This is a genomic window from Vibrio sp. B1-2 (assembly GCF_963888445.1).
In the GTDB taxonomy this organism is placed as follows: domain Bacteria; phylum Pseudomonadota; class Gammaproteobacteria; order Enterobacterales; family Vibrionaceae; genus Vibrio; species Vibrio anguillarum.
In genome coordinates, this window is record NZ_CAWPJH010000045.1 from 1 (window position 1) to 21,120 (window position 21,120).

At 42.9% G+C, this 21,120-nt stretch carries 16 protein-coding genes and 1 other annotated feature; of the genes, 9 read left to right on the forward strand and 7 right to left on the reverse strand.

The window, feature by feature from the left end; genetic code table 11:
* Nucleotides 1–416 precede the first annotated feature (416 nt).
* The 3 genes from clpB to rluD form a co-directional block, all read right to left on the reverse strand.
* Nucleotides 417–2,993 carry an ATP-dependent chaperone ClpB gene (clpB, locus tag AACQ75_RS17500; RefSeq protein WP_170889148.1) on the reverse strand — a complete coding sequence of 859 codons (2,577 nt, stop codon included), beginning with the start codon at nucleotides 2,991–2,993 and terminating at the stop codon, nucleotides 417–419.
* Nucleotides 2,994–3,100: 107 nt separating this feature from the next.
* Nucleotides 3,101–3,826, reverse strand: coding sequence for a peptidoglycan editing factor PgeF (gene pgeF / locus AACQ75_RS17505; RefSeq protein ID WP_094164101.1), 726 nt, complete (start codon nucleotides 3,824–3,826; stop codon nucleotides 3,101–3,103).
* Nucleotides 3,826–4,800 carry a 23S rRNA pseudouridine(1911/1915/1917) synthase RluD gene (rluD, locus tag AACQ75_RS17510; protein ID WP_013857530.1) on the reverse strand — a complete coding sequence of 325 codons (975 nt, stop codon included), beginning with the start codon at nucleotides 4,798–4,800 and terminating at the stop codon, nucleotides 3,826–3,828. Before rluD ends, pgeF begins: the two co-directional genes overlap by 1 nt.
* Before the next feature lie 155 nt (nucleotides 4,801–4,955).
* Here rluD and bamD point away from each other — a divergent pair, with 155 nt between their 5' ends.
* The 6 genes from bamD to yjjX all read left to right on the forward strand — a co-directional run bounded on the left by bamD (nucleotide 4,956) and on the right by yjjX (nucleotide 11,974).
* Complete coding sequence (bamD, locus tag AACQ75_RS17515) at nucleotides 4,956–5,681, forward strand: outer membrane protein assembly factor BamD (RefSeq protein ID WP_013857531.1); 726 nt, start codon at nucleotides 4,956–4,958, stop codon at nucleotides 5,679–5,681.
* Nucleotides 5,682–6,129: 448 nt separating this feature from the next.
* Nucleotides 6,130–6,456, forward strand: coding sequence for a ribosome hibernation-promoting factor, HPF/YfiA family (gene hpf, locus AACQ75_RS17520; protein ID WP_026027341.1), 327 nt, complete (start codon nucleotides 6,130–6,132; stop codon nucleotides 6,454–6,456).
* A gap of 109 nt (nucleotides 6,457–6,565) precedes the next feature.
* Nucleotides 6,566–6,684: a sequence feature (Phe leader region), on the forward strand.
* Nucleotides 6,685–6,696: 12 nt separating this feature from the next.
* Nucleotides 6,697–7,875: a prephenate dehydratase gene (pheA, locus tag AACQ75_RS17525; RefSeq protein ID WP_026028348.1), complete on the forward strand. Its 1,179-nt coding sequence runs from the start codon at nucleotides 6,697–6,699 to the stop codon at nucleotides 7,873–7,875.
* Nucleotides 7,876–8,090: 215 nt separating this feature from the next.
* The gene (locus AACQ75_RS17530) at nucleotides 8,091–9,137 is read left to right on the forward strand and encodes a polyamine ABC transporter substrate-binding protein (protein ID WP_047690217.1); all 1,047 of its coding nucleotides are present in this window, start codon (nucleotides 8,091–8,093) and stop codon (nucleotides 9,135–9,137) included.
* Nucleotides 9,121–11,475, forward strand: a complete 2,355-nt coding sequence (locus tag AACQ75_RS17535) for a putative bifunctional diguanylate cyclase/phosphodiesterase (RefSeq protein ID WP_115339561.1) — start codon at nucleotides 9,121–9,123, stop codon at nucleotides 11,473–11,475. Before AACQ75_RS17530 ends, AACQ75_RS17535 begins: the two co-directional genes overlap by 17 nt.
* Nucleotides 11,447–11,974: an inosine/xanthosine triphosphatase gene (yjjX, locus tag AACQ75_RS17540; RefSeq protein WP_170889178.1), complete on the forward strand. Its 528-nt coding sequence runs from the start codon at nucleotides 11,447–11,449 to the stop codon at nucleotides 11,972–11,974. The genes AACQ75_RS17535 and yjjX overlap by 29 nt, the downstream gene beginning before the upstream one ends.
* Nucleotides 11,975–11,998: 24 nt before the next feature.
* Here yjjX and trpR read toward each other — a convergent pair whose 3' ends face one another.
* Nucleotides 11,999–12,298 (reverse strand): trp operon repressor, encoded by a 300-nt coding sequence (gene trpR, locus AACQ75_RS17545; protein ID WP_013857539.1) that lies wholly within the window; start codon nucleotides 12,296–12,298, stop codon nucleotides 11,999–12,001.
* Nucleotides 12,299–12,356: 58 nt separating this feature from the next.
* Nucleotides 12,357–14,306, reverse strand: a complete 1,950-nt coding sequence (locus AACQ75_RS17550) for a transglycosylase SLT domain-containing protein (protein ID WP_170889149.1) — start codon at nucleotides 14,304–14,306, stop codon at nucleotides 12,357–12,359.
* A 259-nt stretch (nucleotides 14,307–14,565) separates the two neighbouring features.
* Between AACQ75_RS17550 and ettA the strand changes: the two genes are divergently transcribed.
* Together ettA and AACQ75_RS17560 are read left to right on the forward strand one after the other, a co-directional pair.
* Nucleotides 14,566–16,233 (forward strand): energy-dependent translational throttle protein EttA, encoded by a 1,668-nt coding sequence (gene ettA / locus AACQ75_RS17555; RefSeq protein ID WP_010319161.1) that lies wholly within the window; start codon nucleotides 14,566–14,568, stop codon nucleotides 16,231–16,233.
* 190 nt (nucleotides 16,234–16,423) lie between these two features.
* Nucleotides 16,424–16,801 carry a PilZ domain-containing protein gene (locus AACQ75_RS17560; protein ID WP_115339558.1) on the forward strand — a complete coding sequence of 126 codons (378 nt, stop codon included), beginning with the start codon at nucleotides 16,424–16,426 and terminating at the stop codon, nucleotides 16,799–16,801.
* A gap of 45 nt (nucleotides 16,802–16,846) precedes the next feature.
* Here AACQ75_RS17560 and tyrA read toward each other — a convergent pair whose 3' ends face one another.
* A complete protein-coding gene (tyrA, locus tag AACQ75_RS17565) occupies nucleotides 16,847–17,974 on the reverse strand; it encodes a bifunctional chorismate mutase/prephenate dehydrogenase (protein ID WP_017043283.1) in 1,128 nt (375 codons plus the stop codon).
* Between the two features lie 11 nt (nucleotides 17,975–17,985).
* Entirely contained in the window at nucleotides 17,986–19,065 is a 1,080-nt protein-coding gene (locus AACQ75_RS17570; protein WP_017046289.1) for a 3-deoxy-7-phosphoheptulonate synthase, read from the reverse strand.
* 375 nt (nucleotides 19,066–19,440) lie between these two features.
* Here AACQ75_RS17570 and AACQ75_RS17575 point away from each other — a divergent pair, with 375 nt between their 5' ends.
* Complete coding sequence (locus AACQ75_RS17575) at nucleotides 19,441–21,120, forward strand: sensor histidine kinase (protein ID WP_026028347.1); 1,680 nt, start codon at nucleotides 19,441–19,443, stop codon at nucleotides 21,118–21,120.

The following is a 21,120-nucleotide window of genomic DNA, read 5'->3' on the forward strand; positions in this document are numbered from 1 at the left end:
AATGAATTGACTGTGCCAAAATCAAGTAAACTTGATTCTGATTGGTCACTCAGTTCATTGATAAATCTTTTTTGATTATCATCAACGAGTGCCCACACAGATTGATAGGTTTATATTGTTAAAGAGCTTGCTTGGATGCTTATCTAAAAGCATTCAAAGCGGACGAACATTCTAGCGATATAACCTTAAGTGTCAAACACTTTATCGATTATTTCTTTTAAACAAGTGTCCATCTGTTATCAGCAGAAGTAACTAGCACTGCCCTGACAACGAGGCGCATTATAGGTAGTTTAGAGAAGGACACAAGTCTTAAAATGAAACTTTCTCATAAAAACGAACTGACAGCTCACAAAAGAACCAATGAGAGTAATTTTCAAACAAAAAGGGCCATTTCTGGCCCTTTTGAATGTAAATGTTTAGTCTTGATGAGCAATAATTTGGTCATTGCTAACAACTAGCTTAACTTTTTTATCCGGTAGGATTCTTCCTGCCAAGATTTCTTTCGCTAATGGATTTTCAACGCTTTGTTGAATCGCGCGTTTCAATGGTCTTGCTCCGTAAACAGGATCAAACCCAACTTGAGAAATCAGCTCTAACGCTTTTTCAGATACCTCAAGCTGATAACCTTTCTCTTCCATTCGTTTACCAAGACGGGCTAATTGAATAGAAGCGATCGATTTAATTTGTTCTTGCGCCAACGGATGGAATACTACACTTTCATCCACTCGGTTTAAGAACTCTGGTCTAAAATGTTTACCTACAATCTCCATTACCTCTTTTTTAATGCCTTCATAATCCAAGCTTGCGAATTGTTCTTGAATTTGCGAAGACCCTAAGTTTGAGGTCATAATTACCACTGTATTACGAAAATCAACTGTGCGTCCTTGTCCATCAGTTAAGCGCCCATCATCTAATACCTGTAGTAGGATATTAAAGACATCAGGGTGTGCTTTCTCAACTTCATCCAACAAGATAACCGAGTACGGTTTACGACGAATAGCCTCGGTCAAGTAGCCACCCTCTTCGTAGCCCACATAACCTGGAGGCGCGCCGACTAATCGCGCTACTGAGTGTTTTTCCATAAACTCAGACATGTCGATTCGCACCATGGCATCTTCACTATCAAACATAAAGTTTGCGAGTGTTTTACACAATTCAGTTTTACCCACACCAGTTGGCCCTAAGAATAAGAAGGAACCAATCGGTCTATTTGGATCAGATAACCCAGCTCGGCTACGGCGAATCGCATTTGATACCACTTCGACGGCTTCAACTTGTCCGATAACTCGTTGATGCAGCGCATCCTCCATTTGCAGCAGTTTTTCTTTCTCAGCTTCCAGCATTTTAGAAACTGGAATACCAGTTTGCTTTGAAAGCACTTCCGCTATTTCTACATCAGTTACTTTGTTGCGCAGTAAAGTCATCTCTTGCATTTCAGCTTGAGTTGCAAGGTCGAGCTGCTTTTCAAGTTCAGGAATTCGGCCATATTGAAGTTCTGACATACGGTTCAAGTCACCCGCTCTACGTGCGAAATCCATATCCATACGCGCTTGCTCTAATTCGGACTTAATATGCTGTGTACCCGAAAGAGCTGCTTTTTCCGCATTCCAAACTTCTTCCAGCTCGGCAAACTCGCGCTCTTTCACTTTTAACTCTTCGTTTAACACCTGTAAGCGTTTTTCACTCGCTTCATCGTGTTCATTCGTTAGCGCTTGTTGCTCAATTTTCAGCTGAATAATTTTGCGCTCAAGCTTATCTAAAGATTCTGGCTTTGAATCTATTTGCATTCGAATACTTGAAGCGGCTTCATCGATCAAGTCAATCGCTTTATCGGGCAACTGGCGATCAGAAATATAACGGTGCGATAAGCTCGCAGCAGCAACAATAGCGGGATCGGTGATCTCCACATGGTGATGGAGCTCATAACGCTCTTTCAAACCACGCAAAATAGCTACTGTGTCTTCTACGCTAGGCTCATCAACCAGTACCTTTTGGAAACGTCGCTCAAGTGCCGGATCTTTCTCTATATATTGACGATATTCGTCCAAAGTCGTCGCACCGACGCAGTGTAGATCTCCTCGAGCCAGAGCGGGCTTAAGCATATTCCCCGCATCCATTGCGCCTTCGCCTCGACCTGCACCGACCATAGTGTGCAACTCATCAATAAAGAGGATGACATTACCCTCTTCTTTCGCTAGCTCGTTAAGCACCGATTTTAAGCGTTCTTCAAATTCACCACGATACTTAGCCCCTGCGACCAAAGACCCCATGTCTAATGACAATACTCGACGACCACGTAGACCTTCTGGCACTTCATTATTAATAATGCGCTGCGCTAACCCTTCCACAATCGCCGTTTTACCTACACCGGGCTCACCAATAATCACGGGGTTGTTTTTGGTCCGGCGTTGCAATACTTGAATGGTGCGACGAATTTCATCATCACGCCCGATGACAGGATCAAGTTTGCCTTGTTCCGCTCGTTCAGTTAGATCTATTGTGAATTTCTCAAGCGCTTGTCTTAGCTCTTCTGCATTTGGATCATTCACTTTCTGACCTCCACGCACTTTTTCTATTGCTTCAGAAACTTTTTTCTCGGTAAGCCCTATTTCTTTGAGTAATTGACCAAGCGCGCCCTTATCTTCTAGTGCGGCTAGCAAAAACACTTCCGAAGAAATGTAGGAATCTTGCCGTTTTTGCGCGAGTTTATCGCACAAATTGAACATAGTACCCATTGCGCTAGAAAGCTGAACATCACCACCGATACCGCTAACTTTTGGCAAACGGTCTAATATCTCACTGAGCTTCGAGCGCAACTGCATAACGTCCACACTTAACATAGTAAGAAGTGGACGAATTGGACTGCCATTTTGATCGAGCAATGCCACCATCAAATGAACAGGCTCGATATATTGATGATCACGGCCTAATGCCAATGATTGAGCATCAGAAATGGCAATTTGAAATTTGCTTGTAAATCGATCAAGACGCATACCAACTTTCCTCACCTTAATTGAGAAACTAATCTTACGTAGCTAAAGATGGCTACGCACTAGTGCTTTTTCAAGGGGCAAGTCAGGGAAGATTGATCTTGCGTAAGTTACTCTTCGATCCAAATAAATGAAGCTTGGCGACCTGTGATTCCGTCGCGTCGATAGGAATAAAACTGATGAGGATTATGGAAGGTACAAAGGCCGCTATCTGATATTTCTGAAACACCGCATTGATGCAACCTTAACGTGGCTAACTGTGCAATATTTGCTAGCCATTTTCCATTCTCTTGAAGAGAAAATGCGGCCTTTGCTTTGGTATTTTGATCAACAAAGGCATGGTATACATCATCACCGACTTCAAATGCCGTAGGACCGATAGCAGGACCGAGCCAAGCTAGGATATCACTAGAAAATTTGGCGAGCGCATTTTCGAGTATCCCATTAGCTAAACCGCGCCAACCAGCATGAACTGCAGCCACTTCGCTGCCTTGGTGATTAGTGAGTAGAACAGGTAAGCAATCAGCGGTCATTACAGAACAAACCACATTATGCTGATGGGTAAAAACACCATCGGCACTCAGAATCTGCTGAGTAGGTTGAGTAACCTCTAGCACTTGTGTTGAATGCGTTTGTTTAAGCCAAATAGGTTTAGAGGGCATCGCCGCTTGCTGCGTTAGCCATTGGCGATTTTTTTCAACGGATAAAGGATCATCCCCAACATGCATGCCTAAATTCAGCCCTTGATAAGGAGCTAACGAAAAGCCACCGACTCTAGTCGAGGAGAAAGCTTTTACATGTTTAGGTGCATTCCAGTTAGGGATGATCTTCTGCATTAGAACTCGTCTTTTTTATTCAACTTAGTATCTACGCGTAAAGCTTCCGCCATAATGATCATATCGTCAGGTACTGGCGCATGAAATTCTAGCATTTCACCAGTCACAGGATGCTCAAGTCGAAGCATAACGGCATGCAAAGCCTGACGATCAAAACCACGGATCATATCGGTCAGCTCTTGCGTTGCCCCTTTCGGAATCCTAGCGCGGCCACCATAGGCGGTATCCCCAAGCAAAGGATGCTGTAAATATGACATATGCACACGAATTTGGTGAGTACGGCCCGTTTCTAAACGCAAACGAAGTCGCGTATGTTCACGAAAATGCTCGGCCACACGATAGTGAGTTACCGCTGGTTTACCCATCGGGCTTACCGCCATCAATGTACGTTTTGTTGAGTGGCGGCCAATCGGCTTATCGATCATCCCACCAGCAGTCATAGTACCGATCACAATCGCTTCATATTCACGCGTAATCTTACGCTTTTGCAACGCTCGAACTAAGTGTGTTTGTGCAGGAACCGTTTTAGCGACCACCATTAAACCAGTCGTATCTTTATCCAAACGATGCACAATCCCCGCACGAGGTACTTCTGCAATAGCTGGATAGTGGAACAACAGTGCATTTAAGACTGTGCCATCTGGAGTACCCGCGCCTGGATGAACGACAAAATCTCGTGGTTTGTTGATGACCATAATATCGTCATCTTCATACACGATATTTAAAGGTATATCTTGCGCTTCCCAACGCTCTTCATCTTCAAGCTCGGCTTGGACCGTAATGATTTCTCCCCCCATGACTTTCGTTCTTGGTTTAGTGATCACCTCACCATTGACCTGAACTTTGCCTTCTAAAAGCCACTCTTTTAGACGTGAACGAGAGAAATCTGCGAATAATTCAGCGACAGCTTGGTCTAAACGTTGACCTAACTGGCTATCTTTTACTGTATTTGTTAATTCAATCTGCTGAGCCATATCGAACTTTTTTAAAAACCGTGAGACTAATAGCGTCTAGTATGGATAAAATATGGCGTCATTGTATCTGTTACTGCTAAGAAAGTAACGAAACGATTTGTAAAGCGATTACGCACTCAATTAAGAAGCATTAATTCAAGGAAACGACTCCTGTCATGAAACACCACACTTTATCAGGCTTACTCGCATTATCACTGTTATTTGGCTGTTCAAGCAGCGAAGAGATTGTCCCTGATGTGCCGCCTTCTGAATTATACTCAGAAGCACAAACCTCACTGCAAAGTGGTAACTGGTTAACGGCCATTCAAAAACTTGAGGCGTTAGATTCACGTTATCCCTTCGGCGCGTATTCAGAACAAGTTCAACTTGACCTTATTTACGCTTACTACAAAAACGATGATCTTGCGTTAGGTTTAGCGACCATTGAACGCTTTACCCGTTTGAATCCAACCCATGAAAAAATGGATTGGGTACTCTACATGCGTGGTTTGACGCATATGGCACAAGATCGCAACTTCATGCATGACCTATTTAATGTCGATCGCGCGGATCGTGATCCAGAACCGGTAAAAGCTGCGTTTGCTGATTTTAAGAAACTGCTGCAACGCTACCCAACAAGCCCTTATGCAGAAGATGCTCATAAACGCTTATTCGCGTTAAAAAATAGGCTGGCTGAATATGACCTTGCCACAGCTGATTTTTACTTACGCCGTGAATCTTGGATTGCGGCCATCAACCGTGCTCAGGAGCTACAAAAAACGTATCCAGACACTGAAGCGGCTCGCAAATCATTACACATTCAGTTGGAAGCGTATAAACAGCTCAAACTGAACGATGCCATTGCCAGAACTCAAAAGTTAATTGCACTCAATCCACAATAGTTTGCAATAAGCTTAGGTACGCCATGAAAACCACTCACGCTTTGAGTGGTTTTTTTATTTGGAGTCGATGGGAATAATAACACGCCAGCAAAAGACGGCTGGAAAATGAGTGGTGCAGGGAAAACTGAAATAAAAAGGGAGGTGCTCAAAACATCGTTAGAATAAAGATCACAAAAAACACTTGAATAAGAAATGAGCAGCGCTCTTTTTAGGCCGCAAAAACACCCTAAAAATGGGAAATTCTTAGCTTGATCCTTTAACCAATCTATCCAGATTGATAGGAATCACAAGCTTTTTCTTTACTCTTTGTCAGCACTCTTTGCGTGAGATCACGTTTAAACTCGCCCTTTGAAATCACATTCAATAAAGTGATCTATATCACATTACTTTAGTATTAAATCAGTAATCTGAAGTTAACCCATGAGGGATGCAACAGAGGAAAACATCTATGAAAGTAACTATCACTGGTAAAAATATCGACATCACCTCTGCAATCCGCACTCACATTGAGAGCAAATTTAAAAAACTAGAAAAATGGCAAGTGGATATCATAGGATGCCAAGCTAGCTTTAGTGAAGAGCCCAATAAACAAAAAAGATTCGAAGCTATTATCACGGTACCCAAAGGACAATTAGTCGCTTCTGCAACCCACGAAGATCTTTACGCAGCTATCAATGAGGTAGAACAAAAATTAGAACGCCAACTTAACAAACTGCGCCATAAACCGGAAGCTCGTCGTACCGACAAACCGGAAGTAGAAGAAGAAGTTGAATAAAGTTTAATATGATGAAAAATAGCGCTTTCAAGCGCTATTTTTTTGCTTGACGCTCTACGGTTGCTTGCTTATTGTGTCTTTACATTCAAAGAGGAATCACCTTCTTATGCACTTAACCTCACTGTTCTTTTTTGACTTCTTTTTTCTCCAATAACCTTGGAGGCATGCTCGTTGACAGAAGATAAGTCAAAAACGAACAGGAAGCCTCCCACTGGGAGGCTTTTTTACAAGGACATTTTTATGACTGAAAAGCACTATTCACTTGAAGAGATCCGCTTGCGACTGAACGAGCTTGATGATCAACTGCTGAACCTACTGGCAGAGCGTCGAAAGTTCAGCATTGAAGTCGCTAAAAGCAAAGTGGAAACCGCAAAACCAGTGAGAGATGCAATACGTGAACAGCAACTTTTAGTCAAATTGATTAATACTGGTAAAGAAAAATACAATTTAGATGCTCAGTACATTACTAAACTATTTCATACCATCATTGAAGACTCCGTCTTGCTACAGCAAGCATACTTGCAGAATCTAGCCAATCCGCAACTGAGCCGTAAACCGCTGGCAAGGGTTGCTTTTTTAGGTGCTAAAGGTTCTTACTCCCATCTTGCAACCCGTGAGTACTTCAGTCGTAAAAATACAGAGTTGATCGAACTCAATTGCGATCAGTTTAAAGAAGTCACTAAAACAGTTGAATCGGGTCATGCCGACTATGGGGTATTGCCGATTGAAAATACCAGTTCAGGTTCAATTAACGAAGTGTATGATTTGCTGCAACATACTACCTTGTACATTGTCGGTGAGCTCACTTTACCGATTGAGCACTGCTTGGTCGCCACCTCTGAATTACGTTTGGAAGAGCTTAAAATCCTTTATTCACACCCACAGCCCCACCAGCAGTGCAGCGAATTTTTAAGCCGCCTAAAAGGCGTTACACTTGAAACCTGTGCGAGCACCGCTGATGCGATGCAAAAAGTACAGCAGCTTAATCGCAACGATGTTGCCGCAATTGGCAATGCCTCCAGCGGTAAACTGTACGGCTTACAATCGATCAAATCTAATATCGCCAATCAAACAGAAAACCAGACTCGCTTTATTGTTGTTGCGCGAAAACCCGTGGAAGTCTCTACTCAAATTCCAGCGAAGACGACATTAATCATGTCGACATCGCAACAAGCTGGTTCACTTGTTGAAAGCTTATTAGTGCTGCAACGCTACGGGATCAATATGACCAAATTGGAATCGAGACCTATTATGGGTAATCCTTGGGAAGAAATGTTCTATGTTGATCTTGAATCTCATCTTGATTCCATTGAAATGCAGCAAGCATTGAATGAGCTAACAAAAATCACTAAGCATTTAAAAGTATTAGGCTGCTACCCAAGCGAAAATGTTAAACCGACCCAAGTAAAACTTCAATAATCACATTTAAGTCAAATATTTGACATAAGTCAGCTGACAGACATCAACATAGTTCATATAATGCCCAATCATTTCACACATAATTAATCACTATGTTTTGGGCTGTCAGCTTACTTTGAATTCACGGAATATATTCCACACGTCATAAGATATCTGTGACACTTTCATTGTGAACGATGCCCTTTTCCAATAAATAAGGTTCATCTACTTATATCATGATGAAAATCCATCCTTTGGCTTTAATGCTATTTCTGCTAGGCATTTCAGCGCACATTCGAAGCTCAGAGCTCAATATTTATTTGTGGGAAGACACTATGTCACCGCAAATCGTTGATCAATGGCGGCAAAGCAGCGGCATCGATATTAATCTATATCATTTTGATAATGACGATGAACGCAGTCTATTGATGGTCAAAAGTGTCCAACTGCCTTTTGATATTGTAGTGTTAGATAACGTATCAGCTCTTATCTACTCTCAGCTCAACACCTTTGAAGATCTGAGTACTCTGCCCAATAGAAAGCATAATGATACGAAATGGAATCAAGCTTGCGGTAGCCACGCCGTTCCCTACTTTTGGGGAACCGTAGGCATAGTCTACAAAAAAAGTAAATTTCCAGCCAAACCCAAAAACTGGGCTGATCTCATCGACATGCCACCAGCACTCCAAGGCCATGTTGGGATGCTTCACGATACCGTTGAAACCCTGTTGCCAGCATTGTATGCCCAACAACAATCGCCAATTACAAATAACGATAATGCACTGAAACAGGCTTATCAAAAGATGCTATCCGTGAATCACAACATCTTAACCTATGAATATATATTGAGTTACGTCCGAAGCCATCCTGACAGTGATAGCTTAGATATGGCACTCGCATACAGCGGTGACCAATTTTCATTGAATAAGTATTTTGGCAGCAATGATTGGGATTTTGTCACCCCGCAAGGCCGACCCTATATTTGGGTGGATTGTTTAGCCATCAACAGCAATTCAAAAAATAAAGAGCATGCAAAAGAGTTTATAAACCACTTATTGAGCCCAGAAGTTGCCGCAATAAATGCAAAAGATATTAAAGCTGCGACACCAAACTTAAGTGCCCTAAATTTAATGACAGATAATTACCGAAATGATGCATCATTATTTCCAAACCCAGCTTTGTTAGAACAAGGCATTATTGATAGCGAATTGCTCCCTGCCGATATTAGTTTGAGAGCAAAAATCATTAACAGTATTTTGGAACAACATGAAGCTCAACAATAGAATTCTGTTGCTGATAACACCGGTTATTCTTCTCAGTGCAGTGGCATCTAGTTACATTATCTACTCCAATCAAAAAGATGCTTTGCTGAAAAGAGAAGAAAGCTATCTTCAACTGAGTATGGAAAAACTCGCGGGTCACTTTCGTCAAACCCAATACCTGGTGAATAGCTACGCTTACACCCTAACGAAAAGCGATATCATTCGTCATTACGTTGCACATGAGCGCAACCCTTATCGAGAGTTAGAACTGGTTGATAACTTTCAGCAAACATTGGACATTCTCCAATCACAAGAGAATAATTTCATTGCGTTATCGATTTTGGATGGCAGCAAAAATGTTCTTTATTATGCCGAAAATAGTGGTGATCCCTTCGCCAAAATCGATACAAAAATTCTCAACCACATACAAGACACTTTCGATAGCACACAGAAAACCTCTTATGTTGACTATACGACAAATTCCAGCGGTGAAGGTATTCTAGTTCGGTATGATGTTTTAGATACTCAAACACTTACGACACCGCTTAGCTATAACCGCGATAAAATTTTCTTTGTTGTTGTTTTCGTCGTACTCGAACCCTTTAATCGACTGATGAAGAAAATAGAATTTGATAACCGAAGTACCATTTTTTTCACTGACGCAGCGGATATTAAAAAGGTAGGATTAACACAAACTGTTGAATTAAAATCAGATCTTTATGCCACGCTTGATCCTGCACAGTATCTAATTAACGACAAACTTTATGCCATTAAAAAACGGTTAGCGTTGTCGTTTGGAATATCGACTCTAGTGACTGTGTTGCTGCTTTTGTATTTATTATACCGATATGTAATCAAGCCCATATCCCAATTAGATCAACAATTGAAAGAAGTAGAGAATAAGCAGCGTGACAATATCGAAACTCTCAAGAGTAACGATGAAATTGGCCGGCTATCCTCTCGTTTTTACGATATGTATCAGGAGCTTGATACCACATATAAGAAAACAAAAGCACTTGCAGAATACGACCACTTAACAAAACTTGCCAATCGCCACCACTTTCAACAATCAGTAGAAAGAGTGCTAGCAAACGCAAGACACACCGATAACATCTGGGTTTTGTATATTGATTTAGATAATTTCAAATACGTCAATGATAAATATGGACATCAGGTCGGTGATGCATTATTAGTCAACTTTGCACAGCATATTGGCTCATTGCGCAACTTTTTCTTTGAAAAGTATCAAGTAAAAAGCCTAGCAGCGCGACTATCAGGGGATGAGTTTTCAATTTTTATTTCTACACCTGATAGTAGTTTTATACAAGCGGCAAGCGAATTTGCCACTCAGCTACTGATCCCATTACAAAACCAGCATAACTCACCACTCGGAAATTTCCCTATCACAGCAAGTATTGGTATCGCTACCTACCCAACCGATGGCTATACCTTAGAAAAATTATTATCTAATGCTGATACGGCCATGTATCAAGCAAAAAATGCTGGGAAGAACCAAATAGCTTACTACTCGCCAGAGCTCAATAAGGGTGTTCTGCGCAGAGCCAATATTGAGCAAGCATTACGCCGAGGTGATTTTGATCAGGAATTTAGCTTGGTCTACCAACCTTATTTAAATCGTGCTGGCAATACAGTCTCAGGATTTGAAGTTTTACTTCGTTGGGAATCCAAGCTGCTCGGTACGATTTCACCAAAAGAATTTATTCCGATAGCCGAACAAACCGGGTTATTTGGCAACATTGATCGCTGGGTCGTCCGTTCAGCTTTCGAGGAGTTCCATGCACTACAAGCGATGTTTGAACACCCTGTTCAGTTATCGATTAACCTTTCATCAGCAGAATTAAACTCTTTACAGTTAGCTCATTACATTCATAAACATGCGCAGGAGAATGCAGTTCCTCCCCATTTGATTGATTTTGAAATTACAGAAACTTTTTCTGCCAATTCAAAAGGTTTTCCACTGCTTCACGAACTATCGCATTTAGGCTACGGATTGGCGATTGATGATTTCGGTTCTGGTTACACCTCCATTACTCAATTGGTGCAATATCCAGTACAAAAAATCAAGTTCGATCGGCTTTTTTTAGATACACTCATCACCACTGACAATCACAAGATCATTAAGCCTTTGATCGAACTTTGCCACTCTCAATCAATGCAAGTCACAGCTGAAGGTATTGAAAGTAAAGAGATGCATAATTGGCTTGCTGATTACCAATGTGATTTCATGCAAGGCTATTATTTTGCCAAACCAATGCCATTAAATGCGTTGGTTTCATGGTACCAACAACAAAAAGAGTTAAATGCTGTTTATGAAAAATGTGATCATTGCCTCTCTTAACCCGGCCAAAATCAATGCAGTCAAAAGTGCATTTGAAAGTACCTTTCCGCAGGATACTTTCTCATTTAAAGGGGTGAGTGTGCCCAGTGGTGTCGCGGATCAACCGATGACAGATGAAGAAACCCACCAAGGCGCACTTAACCGAGTACGAAATGCGAAAGAACAAGATCCCACGGCAGATTATTACGTCGGGTTAGAAGCGGGCATTGAGAATACCGTGACTTTTGCGTGGATGGTGATTGAATCCGCCACTCATAGAGGAGAATCGCGTTCAGCCAGCTTAATGCTACCACCTCAAGTATTAGAGCTATTAAGTCACGAAAATGAGCTAGGTGATGTGATGGATAAACTGTTTGACTGCGAAAATATCAAACAGAAAGGCGGTGCGATCAGCCTACTCACTCATAACCAACTCACTCGCAGCTCTGTCTATCATCAAGCACTGATCCTTGCTCTGATCCCTTTTATCAACACAGAGCATTTCCCTGCTAATTTATAAAAAGTTAGCGAACTCAAGGGGTCACTAAGACACCTTGAGTAGCAGAGCGGCTAATTGCGACTTTTCTTGTTCTGATTTACTTTTGAGCTCATTTGAGCCACGCGTAATGGTCGCAATTCCCACTCCGAGCAATTGGCTAATCTGCCGCTGTGATAACTCCCCTTTGAGTAGCTCACATAAGATGTTCGCACGCGCCACGAGCGCATCTCGCTCATCTGGGGTCATCATCATGGTGAGTAGCATTGCGTGCTGCTCTTGCTCTGTGGCTGATTTAACCAATTCCATTAGCTGCTGCCAATCAGTGTACTCAGGTTGGTGTGGCATGAATGTACTCGCAAAGTGATACGTTCCGCTATTGTAGAACTTTCACTTCGTATTGGAATTAATATTTTGTATTGAGCTCATCTTGGTTGAGAAATTCACCTTCAATCCCCATCAAATCTCGATAGTAAGTCTCAAACATCAAAATATTTTGCACATACCCGCGGGTTTCCCGAAAAGGGATCGCTTCAATAAAAGCGTAAGCATCTAACTTGCCTTGTGTTTTCTCTCGCCATTGATTGACGCGATTTGGCCCAGCGTTATAGGCAGCAAATGCAAAAATTCGATTGTCGCCGTATTGCTCTAATAATCCATTTAAGTAATGGCTGCCTATTTCGATATTTTTGCCCACCTCATATAACTCTTGCTCATCGTTATAGGTCAGCTGATATTTTTTAGCCGTATACTTAGCCGTGCTCGGCATAATCTGCATGATACCACGAGCGCCAACGGGCGATTGAGCCTCAACATCCATTCCACTTTCTTGACGAGCAAGTGACATCAGCATAATTGGGTCAATGTCGTGTTTTTGGCCATAGAAGTTAAACCACCATTGATGGGCTAATGGAAAACGCAATTGCATGTTGTCCCACATCCGCGCCGAAATAGAGGCTGTCACAGTTAAACTATACCAACGTTGGGAGTCGGCGTAGGCCGCTAGCATCTCTTTTTCTTTTGTATCTGCACGATCGAGTAACCATTTCCATTCACTTTTTGCAGCAGCGATTTTATCTCGTTCAATCAGCTCTTGGATCCGTACTAAGGCTTTTTTATACGGCGTCAATAAATTGGGATTAAGCTTAATCGATGTACTGGGATAATTTACTGACTGTTTCACCATATTAGCGGCCGCGACACTGTAGAAATTACGTTGCCCAATCATCGCATTTAAACGTTGTAATCCTTTGGCTTCATCACCCAACGCAATATCAGCGCGCCCAAGCCAATATTGCCAACGTAAGCTGGCTTTTTCATCAGCGGGGAGCTGCTCTGTCCAGAATTTAACTTCATCCCAACGACCAACGGTCAGTGCCTTGCGGATCCTCTGCTCGAGCAAAAGACTGTTTGAGCTTTGCGCTATCACACTATCTCGCCAGTTTGCGAGTACTTGCTCCTCGGTATCAAGCAATATTCTGGCTATATATTCTGCAATAGGACGCTGATAAGCATCCGCCAGTATTTTCTGATCGAGAAGAGTTTGGTACACACTTTGCGCAAGCTTTGCATCTTGGCGTGCTAGCTTTTCTAATGCAAATTGAATCGACTGCTGATTAAAAGTGCCATCGGTGTATTGTTTAGCAAAAGTCAGCACATTTTCTGGCGAGCGGTAGAGATCGATCATCGCTTGCGCTGTCGCCTGTGATTTTGGCTTAACTAATTTTTTCTGTAAGTATTTCATTAGCGTTAAATTACGCCCATCAAACGCCAATAACATTCGTTTAAGCAACCAATCATCGGTTAACCCGCCTTGCTCACTCCATGCGGTGAAGAGTGGATCACAGGCGTCAGAAATGCTACTGCCACTGAGCCATAATTTTTGTGCGCCTTTGAACGCAATATCTCGCTGGCCTGTTTGGTAATGCGCGTTGTAATAGTGGCAACGATAAGGCTCATCATTCGGCTCCGCTTTTTGAAAATCAAGCAAGGTGGCCCATTTTCCTTTCGCCGCCAACGCATCTAAATACGGTGCTCGAATGCGGTTTGAAAACGGGAAATCTTGATGTGTATCGATAAAAACCTGAACCGCTAATGGCGGTTTATTACCAATATCGACCAGCAGAGATCGATAATCCAGATAAGGCGTCAATGGATAGTTTTTGATCTTATTTCTAATTTTTTTAGCTTCATCAACTTTATCTTCATCAAGCCACCTCTGAGCTTGATCGTACAGCTCTCGTTGACTATCCAAATCCTCTATTGCGCCTGAAAACGCGGTGCCGCACACCAAGGAGCTCAACGCTAATATTGATGATAACAATCGCTGCGGTCTTATAAAATGCATGAGCGCCATGTGCTCTCGTCCTATCCAAAGCAAGGGAATTTCCGTTTCATTACGCTGATTCTAGATAAAAAAGTAAAGGCCATAGATGTAAATAATATTAAATTCATAAAAGTGCGACATATGAACTTAGTAACTTAATGTTTCGTTACTTTTTTATCGATGAAAAACACCATCTAAGCTCTAAAAATTAGGTACCTAGTAACAAATGCGATCGCTTTGGTATAAAATGACCACTTTCTTCTGTTACTAAGATTAGGAACAATCGGCAATGGCTGAATACGTATATACCATGTCGCGGGTGAGTAAAATTGTCCCGCCTAAGCGTCAAATTCTCAAAGACATCTCTCTGAGCTTTTTCCCTGGAGCTAAAATCGGTGTTTTAGGTCTCAATGGTTCAGGTAAATCCACCCTGTTACGTATCATGGCTGGCATCGATACTGATATTGATGGGGAAGCACGCCCGCAAGCAGGATTGAAAGTCGGCTACTTGCCTCAAGAACCAGTACTGGATGAATCAAAAACCGTGCGTGAAGTGGTGGAAGAGGCCGTTTCTGATGTGGCTGGCGCACTAACTCGCCTCGATGCTGTTTATGCGGCATATGCAGAACCCGACGCCGATTTTGATGCGTTAGCCAAAGAGCAAGGTGAGCTCGAGGCTCTGATTCAAGCCAAAGATGGCCATAATTTAGAGAACGCTTTAGAACGTGCGGCCAATGCACTTCGTCTACCAGAATGGGATGCTAAAATCGCCGTTTTGTCTGGTGGTGAGCGCCGCCGTGTGGCGATCTGCCGTTTGCTACTTGAAAAACCAGACATGCTGCTGCTTGACGAACCAACCAACCACTTAGACGCGGAATCTGTTGCTTGGCTAGAGCACTTCCTTGTCGACTATTCAGGCACAGTCGTCGCCATCACCCACGACCGTTACTTCCTTGATAATGCTGCTGGTTGGATTTTAGAACTTGACCGCGGTGAAGGCATTCCTTGGCAAGGTAACTATACCTCGTGGCTCGAACAGAAAGATGAACGCTTAAAACAAGAATCATCTCAAGAAAGTGCTCGTCAAAAAACGATTGAAAAAGAGCTGGAATGGGTTCGTAAAAACCCGAAAGGCCGCCAAGCAAAATCCAAAGCACGTATGGCACGCTTTGAAGAACTTAATAATACTGAACATCAAAAACGTAATGAAACCAACGAACTCTTCATCCCGCCGGGCGAACGTTTAGGTGACAAAGTATTGGAAGTTCGTAACTTAACCAAATCGTTTGGTGATCGCGTACTGATTGATAATTTATCATTTAGCATGCCGAAAGGAGCGATTGTCGGCATCATCGGTGCTAACGGTGCGGGTAAATCAACACTGTTTAAAATGCTAAGTGGCGTAGAGCAACCAGATTCTGGTGAAATTGAATTGGGCGCAACCGTGAAATTAGCCTCGGTTGATCAGTTCCGTGACAGCATGAACGACAAAAATACCGTCTTCCAAGAGATCTCTGAAGGGGCGGATATTATCAAGATCAACAATTTTGAAATTCCTGCGCGTGCTTACTGCTCTCGCTTTAACTTCAAAGGCGTCGATCAACAAAAAGTGCTTGGTCAACTATCGGGCGGTGAGCGCAACCGTGTTCACTTAGCCAAATTGCTTAAAGCTGGCGGTAACGTCCTATTACTCGACGAACCAACCAACGATCTGGATGTTGAAACGCTACGCGCATTGGAAGAGGCGCTGCTGGAATTCCCAGGTTGCGCCATGGTTATCTCGCACGACCGCTGGTTCCTAGACCGTATTGCGACCCACATTCTGGACTACCGTGATGAAGGTGAAGTGAAGTTCTATGAAGGCAACTACAGCGAATACACTGAGTGGTTAAAACAGACGTTGGGCGCTCAAGCGGCAGAACCACACCGCATTAAATACAAGCGTATGACCAAATAACTCTGTATTTGAAGTCTCTGGCCGCAATCTATTGCGGCCTTTTTGTTACTTGTACATCACGCATCACACAACAAGATGCAGGATTCGCGACACTGCCTTCAATTAGGTCTAAACTTAATGGGTATAATTTTTCAATGATCGATACAGAGCCGAAGCTGGCACAGGTCAACGCTCAACAAGAGAGAGTACCATGATTGAAAGACGTCGCTTTTCACGCATCATCTATCAGATGCCTGCCACCTTATTGCAAGGTAAACATACCGTCACCACAACGATTCAAGATTTGTCGCTGCATGGGTTATTGCTCTCATGCCCTGACGCGGACAAATTAGTGCTCAATGAAATGGCACAAGTCCATTTCACACTGCCAGACAGCGATGTCACTATTAATCTGGTCGCCAAGTTGATCCACATTCAAAACAACATTATTCGTGTCAGCATCAATCACATTGATATTGAAAGTATTGGCCATTTGAAACGTTTAGTTGAATTGAACATGGGTGATGAAAGTTTGCTCCATCGCGAACTGGAATACTTGTCTGATTTAGGGAATGAACCGGAAGAATGAGCGGCGGCCGTATTCACAACAACCGCACTCGCCGTTCAGACAGCCTTAAACACGATGAATGGCATCGTTCGCTTGTTTTAACAGGTTTTGACTTTCAAGCATAAATTGTTGTGAATAACTGCCAAACCAATCACTCACTTTGCTAAAGTTTTCCACAAAAGCTTGCTTCTCACGCCCGTCAAGTAAGGTTAACGCCTCGCCAAAACAAGCATGAAAACGTTTTATCATCTCAACGTTCTCTTCCGATGAGAAAATGATATCGCCATACAAGTGAGGGTCTTGACCAAAAAGCCGTCCAACCATCGCCAGTTCTAAACGATAAATCGGTGAACTCAGCTGCAGTAATTTTTGGATATTCGGATTTTCTTTAGAAAGATGTAAACCGTATACAAATGAAGTGAAGTGACGCAGTGCTTGGATCAAGGTCATGCCGTGATCGTGTTCTGCGGCATCAATCTGGCACAAACTCGCTCCCCATATCGAAAACTGTTTTAGCAACCACTGATAACTCTCTTCTCCTCGCCCATCGCAATAGACGATCACTTGCTTGGCCATACTAGGGACATCTGGGCCAAACATTGGGTGTAATCCAACCACTGGGCCAGAGTGTGTTTTAAGCATCGCCTGTAGCGGCTTAGACTTAATCGATGTGAGGTCGCACAAAATACAATCGGCAGGCAAATGAGCAAGTTTTTCAATCACACCGACGGTTAAGTGAATAGGAACCGTCACCACAACCAAACCGGCATCATGCAGTATCTCATCGGCTTGATGCCAATCTTTACTGCCTAATACTTTCACCTGATAGCCCGACAGTTTGAACATACGGCCAAATAAGCCACCAAGTTGACCATGACCGCCAATAATCACCACAGAGCGCAGCTCTGGGTTTAAGCACTTAAAGCCAGAATCCTTTTCACTGGCATAAGATTCACGCATAGTACGGCGCAAAATATCTTCAATCAGTTGTGGCGGGACGCCTTTTCTTTCCGCTTCAGCGCGGCGAGAAGCCAGCATCGCCGCTTCTCGATCGGGAGCATAAATCGGTAGACCATGTCGGCTCTTGACTTCCCCCACCTTTTCAACCAAAGCTAATCGGCGTGCAAGCAGCTCGACCATTTGTTTATCGACAGCATCAATTTGATCACGTAATTCGTTAAGTTCAACAGCCATGGCACTTCCCTTTATTCACCTTTTTTTAGGCGATTTTCTAAGAACGGAACGAGCTCTTGATGAGCATGTCGTAATAGTGCCTCAGTTGATGGCCAATTAATACAGGCATCCGTAATCGATACACCGTATTCCATTTCGTTGCGAGGAAGGTCAGAAGATTGATTACCTTCATTGAGGTGACTTTCAATCATCAAGCCAATAATAGACTGATTTCCTTCACGAATTTGATGAATCACATCTTCAGCGACTAACGGCTGACGACGGTAATCTTTACGTGAATTAGCATGGCTGCAATCCACCATTAACGAGGCATCCAATTTATGTTTTGCCATCTCTTGCTCACACTCGGTGACCGACACTGAATCGTAGTTGGTTTGCTTACCGCCACGTAAAATGACATGCCCATTTGGGTTGCCTTGAGTGGTAAGTAAGGCCACTTGCCCTTCACTATTAATGCCCATAAAGCGGTGGCTGGATGACGCCGCCTGCATCGCATTGATTGCCGTTGCTAAATTGCCATCGGTGCCGTTTTTAAACCCAATCGGCATCGACAAACCACTTGCCATTTCTCGGTGTGTTTGGGATTCCGTAGTGCGTGCACCAATCGCAGCCCAACTGAATGTATCGGCTAAATATTGAGGGCTGATCGGATCAAGCGCTTCGGTCGCCAGAGGGATCTCCATCTCCGCTAGCTCAACTAACAATTGACGACCAACGTGTAAACCATGTTCGATATCAAAACTGCCATCAAGATGAGGATCGTTAATCAGACCTTTCCAGCCAACCGTTGTACGCGGCTTTTCAAAGTAAACACGCATGACAATGTACAGTTGATCCCTCAACTGCTCTGAGAGTGATTTCAAGCGCTTTGCGTACTCTTTTGCCGCATCAATATCATGAATAGAGCAAGGACCGCACACCACCAGTAAACGGTGATCTTTTTTATGGATAATATTGGCAATTGTCTGACGAGAGTGTTGAATGAACTGGCGAGCTTGATGACTGAGCGGCAGCTTAGCTTTTAATTGTTCCGGAGTGATCAGCACTTGCTCATCACTGATATTAATATTACTTAGTTCACTTTTTTGCATCTCATCACCTGTAATTATTTGTTTACAAAAAATCTTATTGCATACCTAAACACCAATAAAAGACAAATTAACAGGCTTTAAAAACATTTCAAGTGTAAATTTAAAAAAACATTATGTGTAAAAATAAAATTACATGTGTATTTATCTTCTATTAAAGCAAAAAATATAAGCTGACGCGTATTTTATTCTCTCTATCTCACCTAAAATAGTGAGGATGAATCGTAAATCATACCCAAAGAGATTGGTGTTACAGTCTGGCCATCCATACATAAATCCTAATGTATATAGAAAACTCTACGCTTAGGAAAATGAACAAAGCCAATACCACTGTAGCTTCAAGTGAAAAGGGGATCACCAAACCAACGGGTTTTTGACATGGATTTAATTCTTTCCTTACTGCAACAGATGTGTGTTTACCTCGTTCTCGCTTATATGTTGAGCAAAACACCCATTTTCTTGCCGCTGCTTAACATTTCCAGTCGAATTAGCCACAAAATCAGTACCTATGTTTTGTTTTCCCTCTTTTGCATCATGGGCACCTATTTTGGTTTGCAGATCAACGATGCGATTGCCAATACGCGGGCGATAGGTGCCGTCATGGGTGGGTTATTTGGTGGCCCCATTGTGGGGTTTGCGGTTGGATTTACTGGCGGTATGCATCGCTACACTTTAGGCGGTTTTACCGATGTGGCATGCGCCATTTCAACCACTGCAGAAGGGTTGATTGGTGGATTGCTCCACACCTATTTACTGAGAAAGGGCAAAGGGCGACTCCTGTTTAGCCCCAGCATTGTCTTTGCCGTAACACTGTTTGCTGAGATAGTGCAAATGTTGGTAATTTTGTTAGTCGCTAAACCGTTTGTTGATGCATACGCCTTAGTCTCGACCATCGCCGCGCCCATGATCATCGCTAACTCAGTCGGCGCGGCGCTATTCATGAGCATTTTACAAGACAGAAAAACCATTTTTGAAGAGTATTCCGCCACCTTTTCTCGTCGCGCACTGAATATTGCTGAGCGTTCAGTTGGCATTTTGGCCAACGGTTTTAATCCACACAATGCAGGTAAAGTCGCTCGAATTGTTTACGAAATGACCAATGTTGGCGCAGTATCCATCACCGATAGAGAAAAAATACTCGCGTTTATCGGTATCGGTGATGACCACCACAAACCCAATACGCCCATCTCATCACAAAGTACACTCGATGCGATCACCAAAAACCGCATTATTTACCTCGACGGAAAAGATTCCCCTTATCAATGCTCACTCTCCAAAAGCTGCAAACTCGGTTCAGCGTTAATTATTCCACTTCGAGCAGGTGATCGCGTAATTGGAACCATAAAGCTGTACGAGCCGAAGCGTAAGCTTTTTTCAACAATTAACATGTCAATGGCGGAAGGGATTGCACAATTACTGTCGAGCCAAATTCTGTACGGCGAATACCAACAAAAGCAGATGCTGCTTTCTCGCGCCGAGATCAAACTGCTGCATGCTCAAGTCAACCCCCACTTTCTGTTTAATGCGCTCAATACCATTAGTGCCATCACCCGCCGTGATCCCGACAAAGCGCGAGAACTTATCCAGCATCTTTCGCACTTCTTTCGTAGTAACCTCAAACAAAATATTGAGACAGTGACTCTTAAAGAAGAATTAGCACATGTCAAAGCCTACTTAACCATAGAACAAGCGCGTTTTGCCGATCGCCTTGAAGTGGATATTGCCATCGATGATGCATTACTGCTTGAGCGCAATGTACCCAGTTTTACTCTACAGCCACTGGTAGAAAATGCGATAAAGCACGGCACCTCTAACTTGTTAGAAGGCGGACGGGTACGAATCTACAGCCAAGCGCAAACGGAAGGATACAAAATTGTAGTGGAAGATAATGCGGGCAGTTACCAAGCTCCGAATGAAGATTACGATGGTTTAGGCATGCAAATTGTCAATAAACGCTTAACTAATAAATTTGGCGAACAAGCCGCACTAAAAACGGAAGTATTGGCTAATCAATACACACGAATGAGCTTTCTCATTCCTCATCAAGGATTTAACTAA

What these genes read in the sequence shown, in the direction of transcription:
- clpB (WP_170889148.1), bottom strand. Translation starts at nt 2,993, where the DNA reads ATGCGTCTTGATCGATTTACAAGCAAATTTCAAATTGCCATTTCTGAT.
- pgeF (WP_094164101.1), bottom strand. Translation starts at nt 3,826, where the DNA reads ATGCAGAAGATCATCCCTAACTGGAATGCACCTAAACATGTAAAAGCT.
- rluD (WP_013857530.1), bottom strand. Translation starts at nt 4,800, where the DNA reads ATGGCTCAGCAGATTGAATTAACAAATACAGTAAAAGATAGCCAGTTA.
- bamD (WP_013857531.1), top strand. Translation starts at nt 4,956, where the DNA reads ATGAAACACCACACTTTATCAGGCTTACTCGCATTATCACTGTTATTT.
- hpf (WP_026027341.1), top strand. Translation starts at nt 6,130, where the DNA reads ATGAAAGTAACTATCACTGGTAAAAATATCGACATCACCTCTGCAATC.
- pheA (WP_026028348.1), top strand. Translation starts at nt 6,697, where the DNA reads ATGACTGAAAAGCACTATTCACTTGAAGAGATCCGCTTGCGACTGAAC.
- AACQ75_RS17530 (WP_047690217.1), top strand. Translation starts at nt 8,091, where the DNA reads ATGATGAAAATCCATCCTTTGGCTTTAATGCTATTTCTGCTAGGCATT.
- AACQ75_RS17535 (WP_115339561.1), top strand. Translation starts at nt 9,121, where the DNA reads ATGAAGCTCAACAATAGAATTCTGTTGCTGATAACACCGGTTATTCTT.
- yjjX (WP_170889178.1), top strand. Translation starts at nt 11,447, where the DNA reads ATGAAAAATGTGATCATTGCCTCTCTTAACCCGGCCAAAATCAATGCA.
- trpR (WP_013857539.1), bottom strand. Translation starts at nt 12,298, where the DNA reads ATGCCACACCAACCTGAGTACACTGATTGGCAGCAGCTAATGGAATTG.
- AACQ75_RS17550 (WP_170889149.1), bottom strand. Translation starts at nt 14,306, where the DNA reads ATGGCGCTCATGCATTTTATAAGACCGCAGCGATTGTTATCATCAATA.
- ettA (WP_010319161.1), top strand. Translation starts at nt 14,566, where the DNA reads ATGGCTGAATACGTATATACCATGTCGCGGGTGAGTAAAATTGTCCCG.
- AACQ75_RS17560 (WP_115339558.1), top strand. Translation starts at nt 16,424, where the DNA reads ATGATTGAAAGACGTCGCTTTTCACGCATCATCTATCAGATGCCTGCC.
- tyrA (WP_017043283.1), bottom strand. Translation starts at nt 17,974, where the DNA reads ATGGCTGTTGAACTTAACGAATTACGTGATCAAATTGATGCTGTCGAT.
- AACQ75_RS17570 (WP_017046289.1), bottom strand. Translation starts at nt 19,065, where the DNA reads ATGCAAAAAAGTGAACTAAGTAATATTAATATCAGTGATGAGCAAGTG.
- AACQ75_RS17575 (WP_026028347.1), top strand. Translation starts at nt 19,441, where the DNA reads ATGGATTTAATTCTTTCCTTACTGCAACAGATGTGTGTTTACCTCGTT.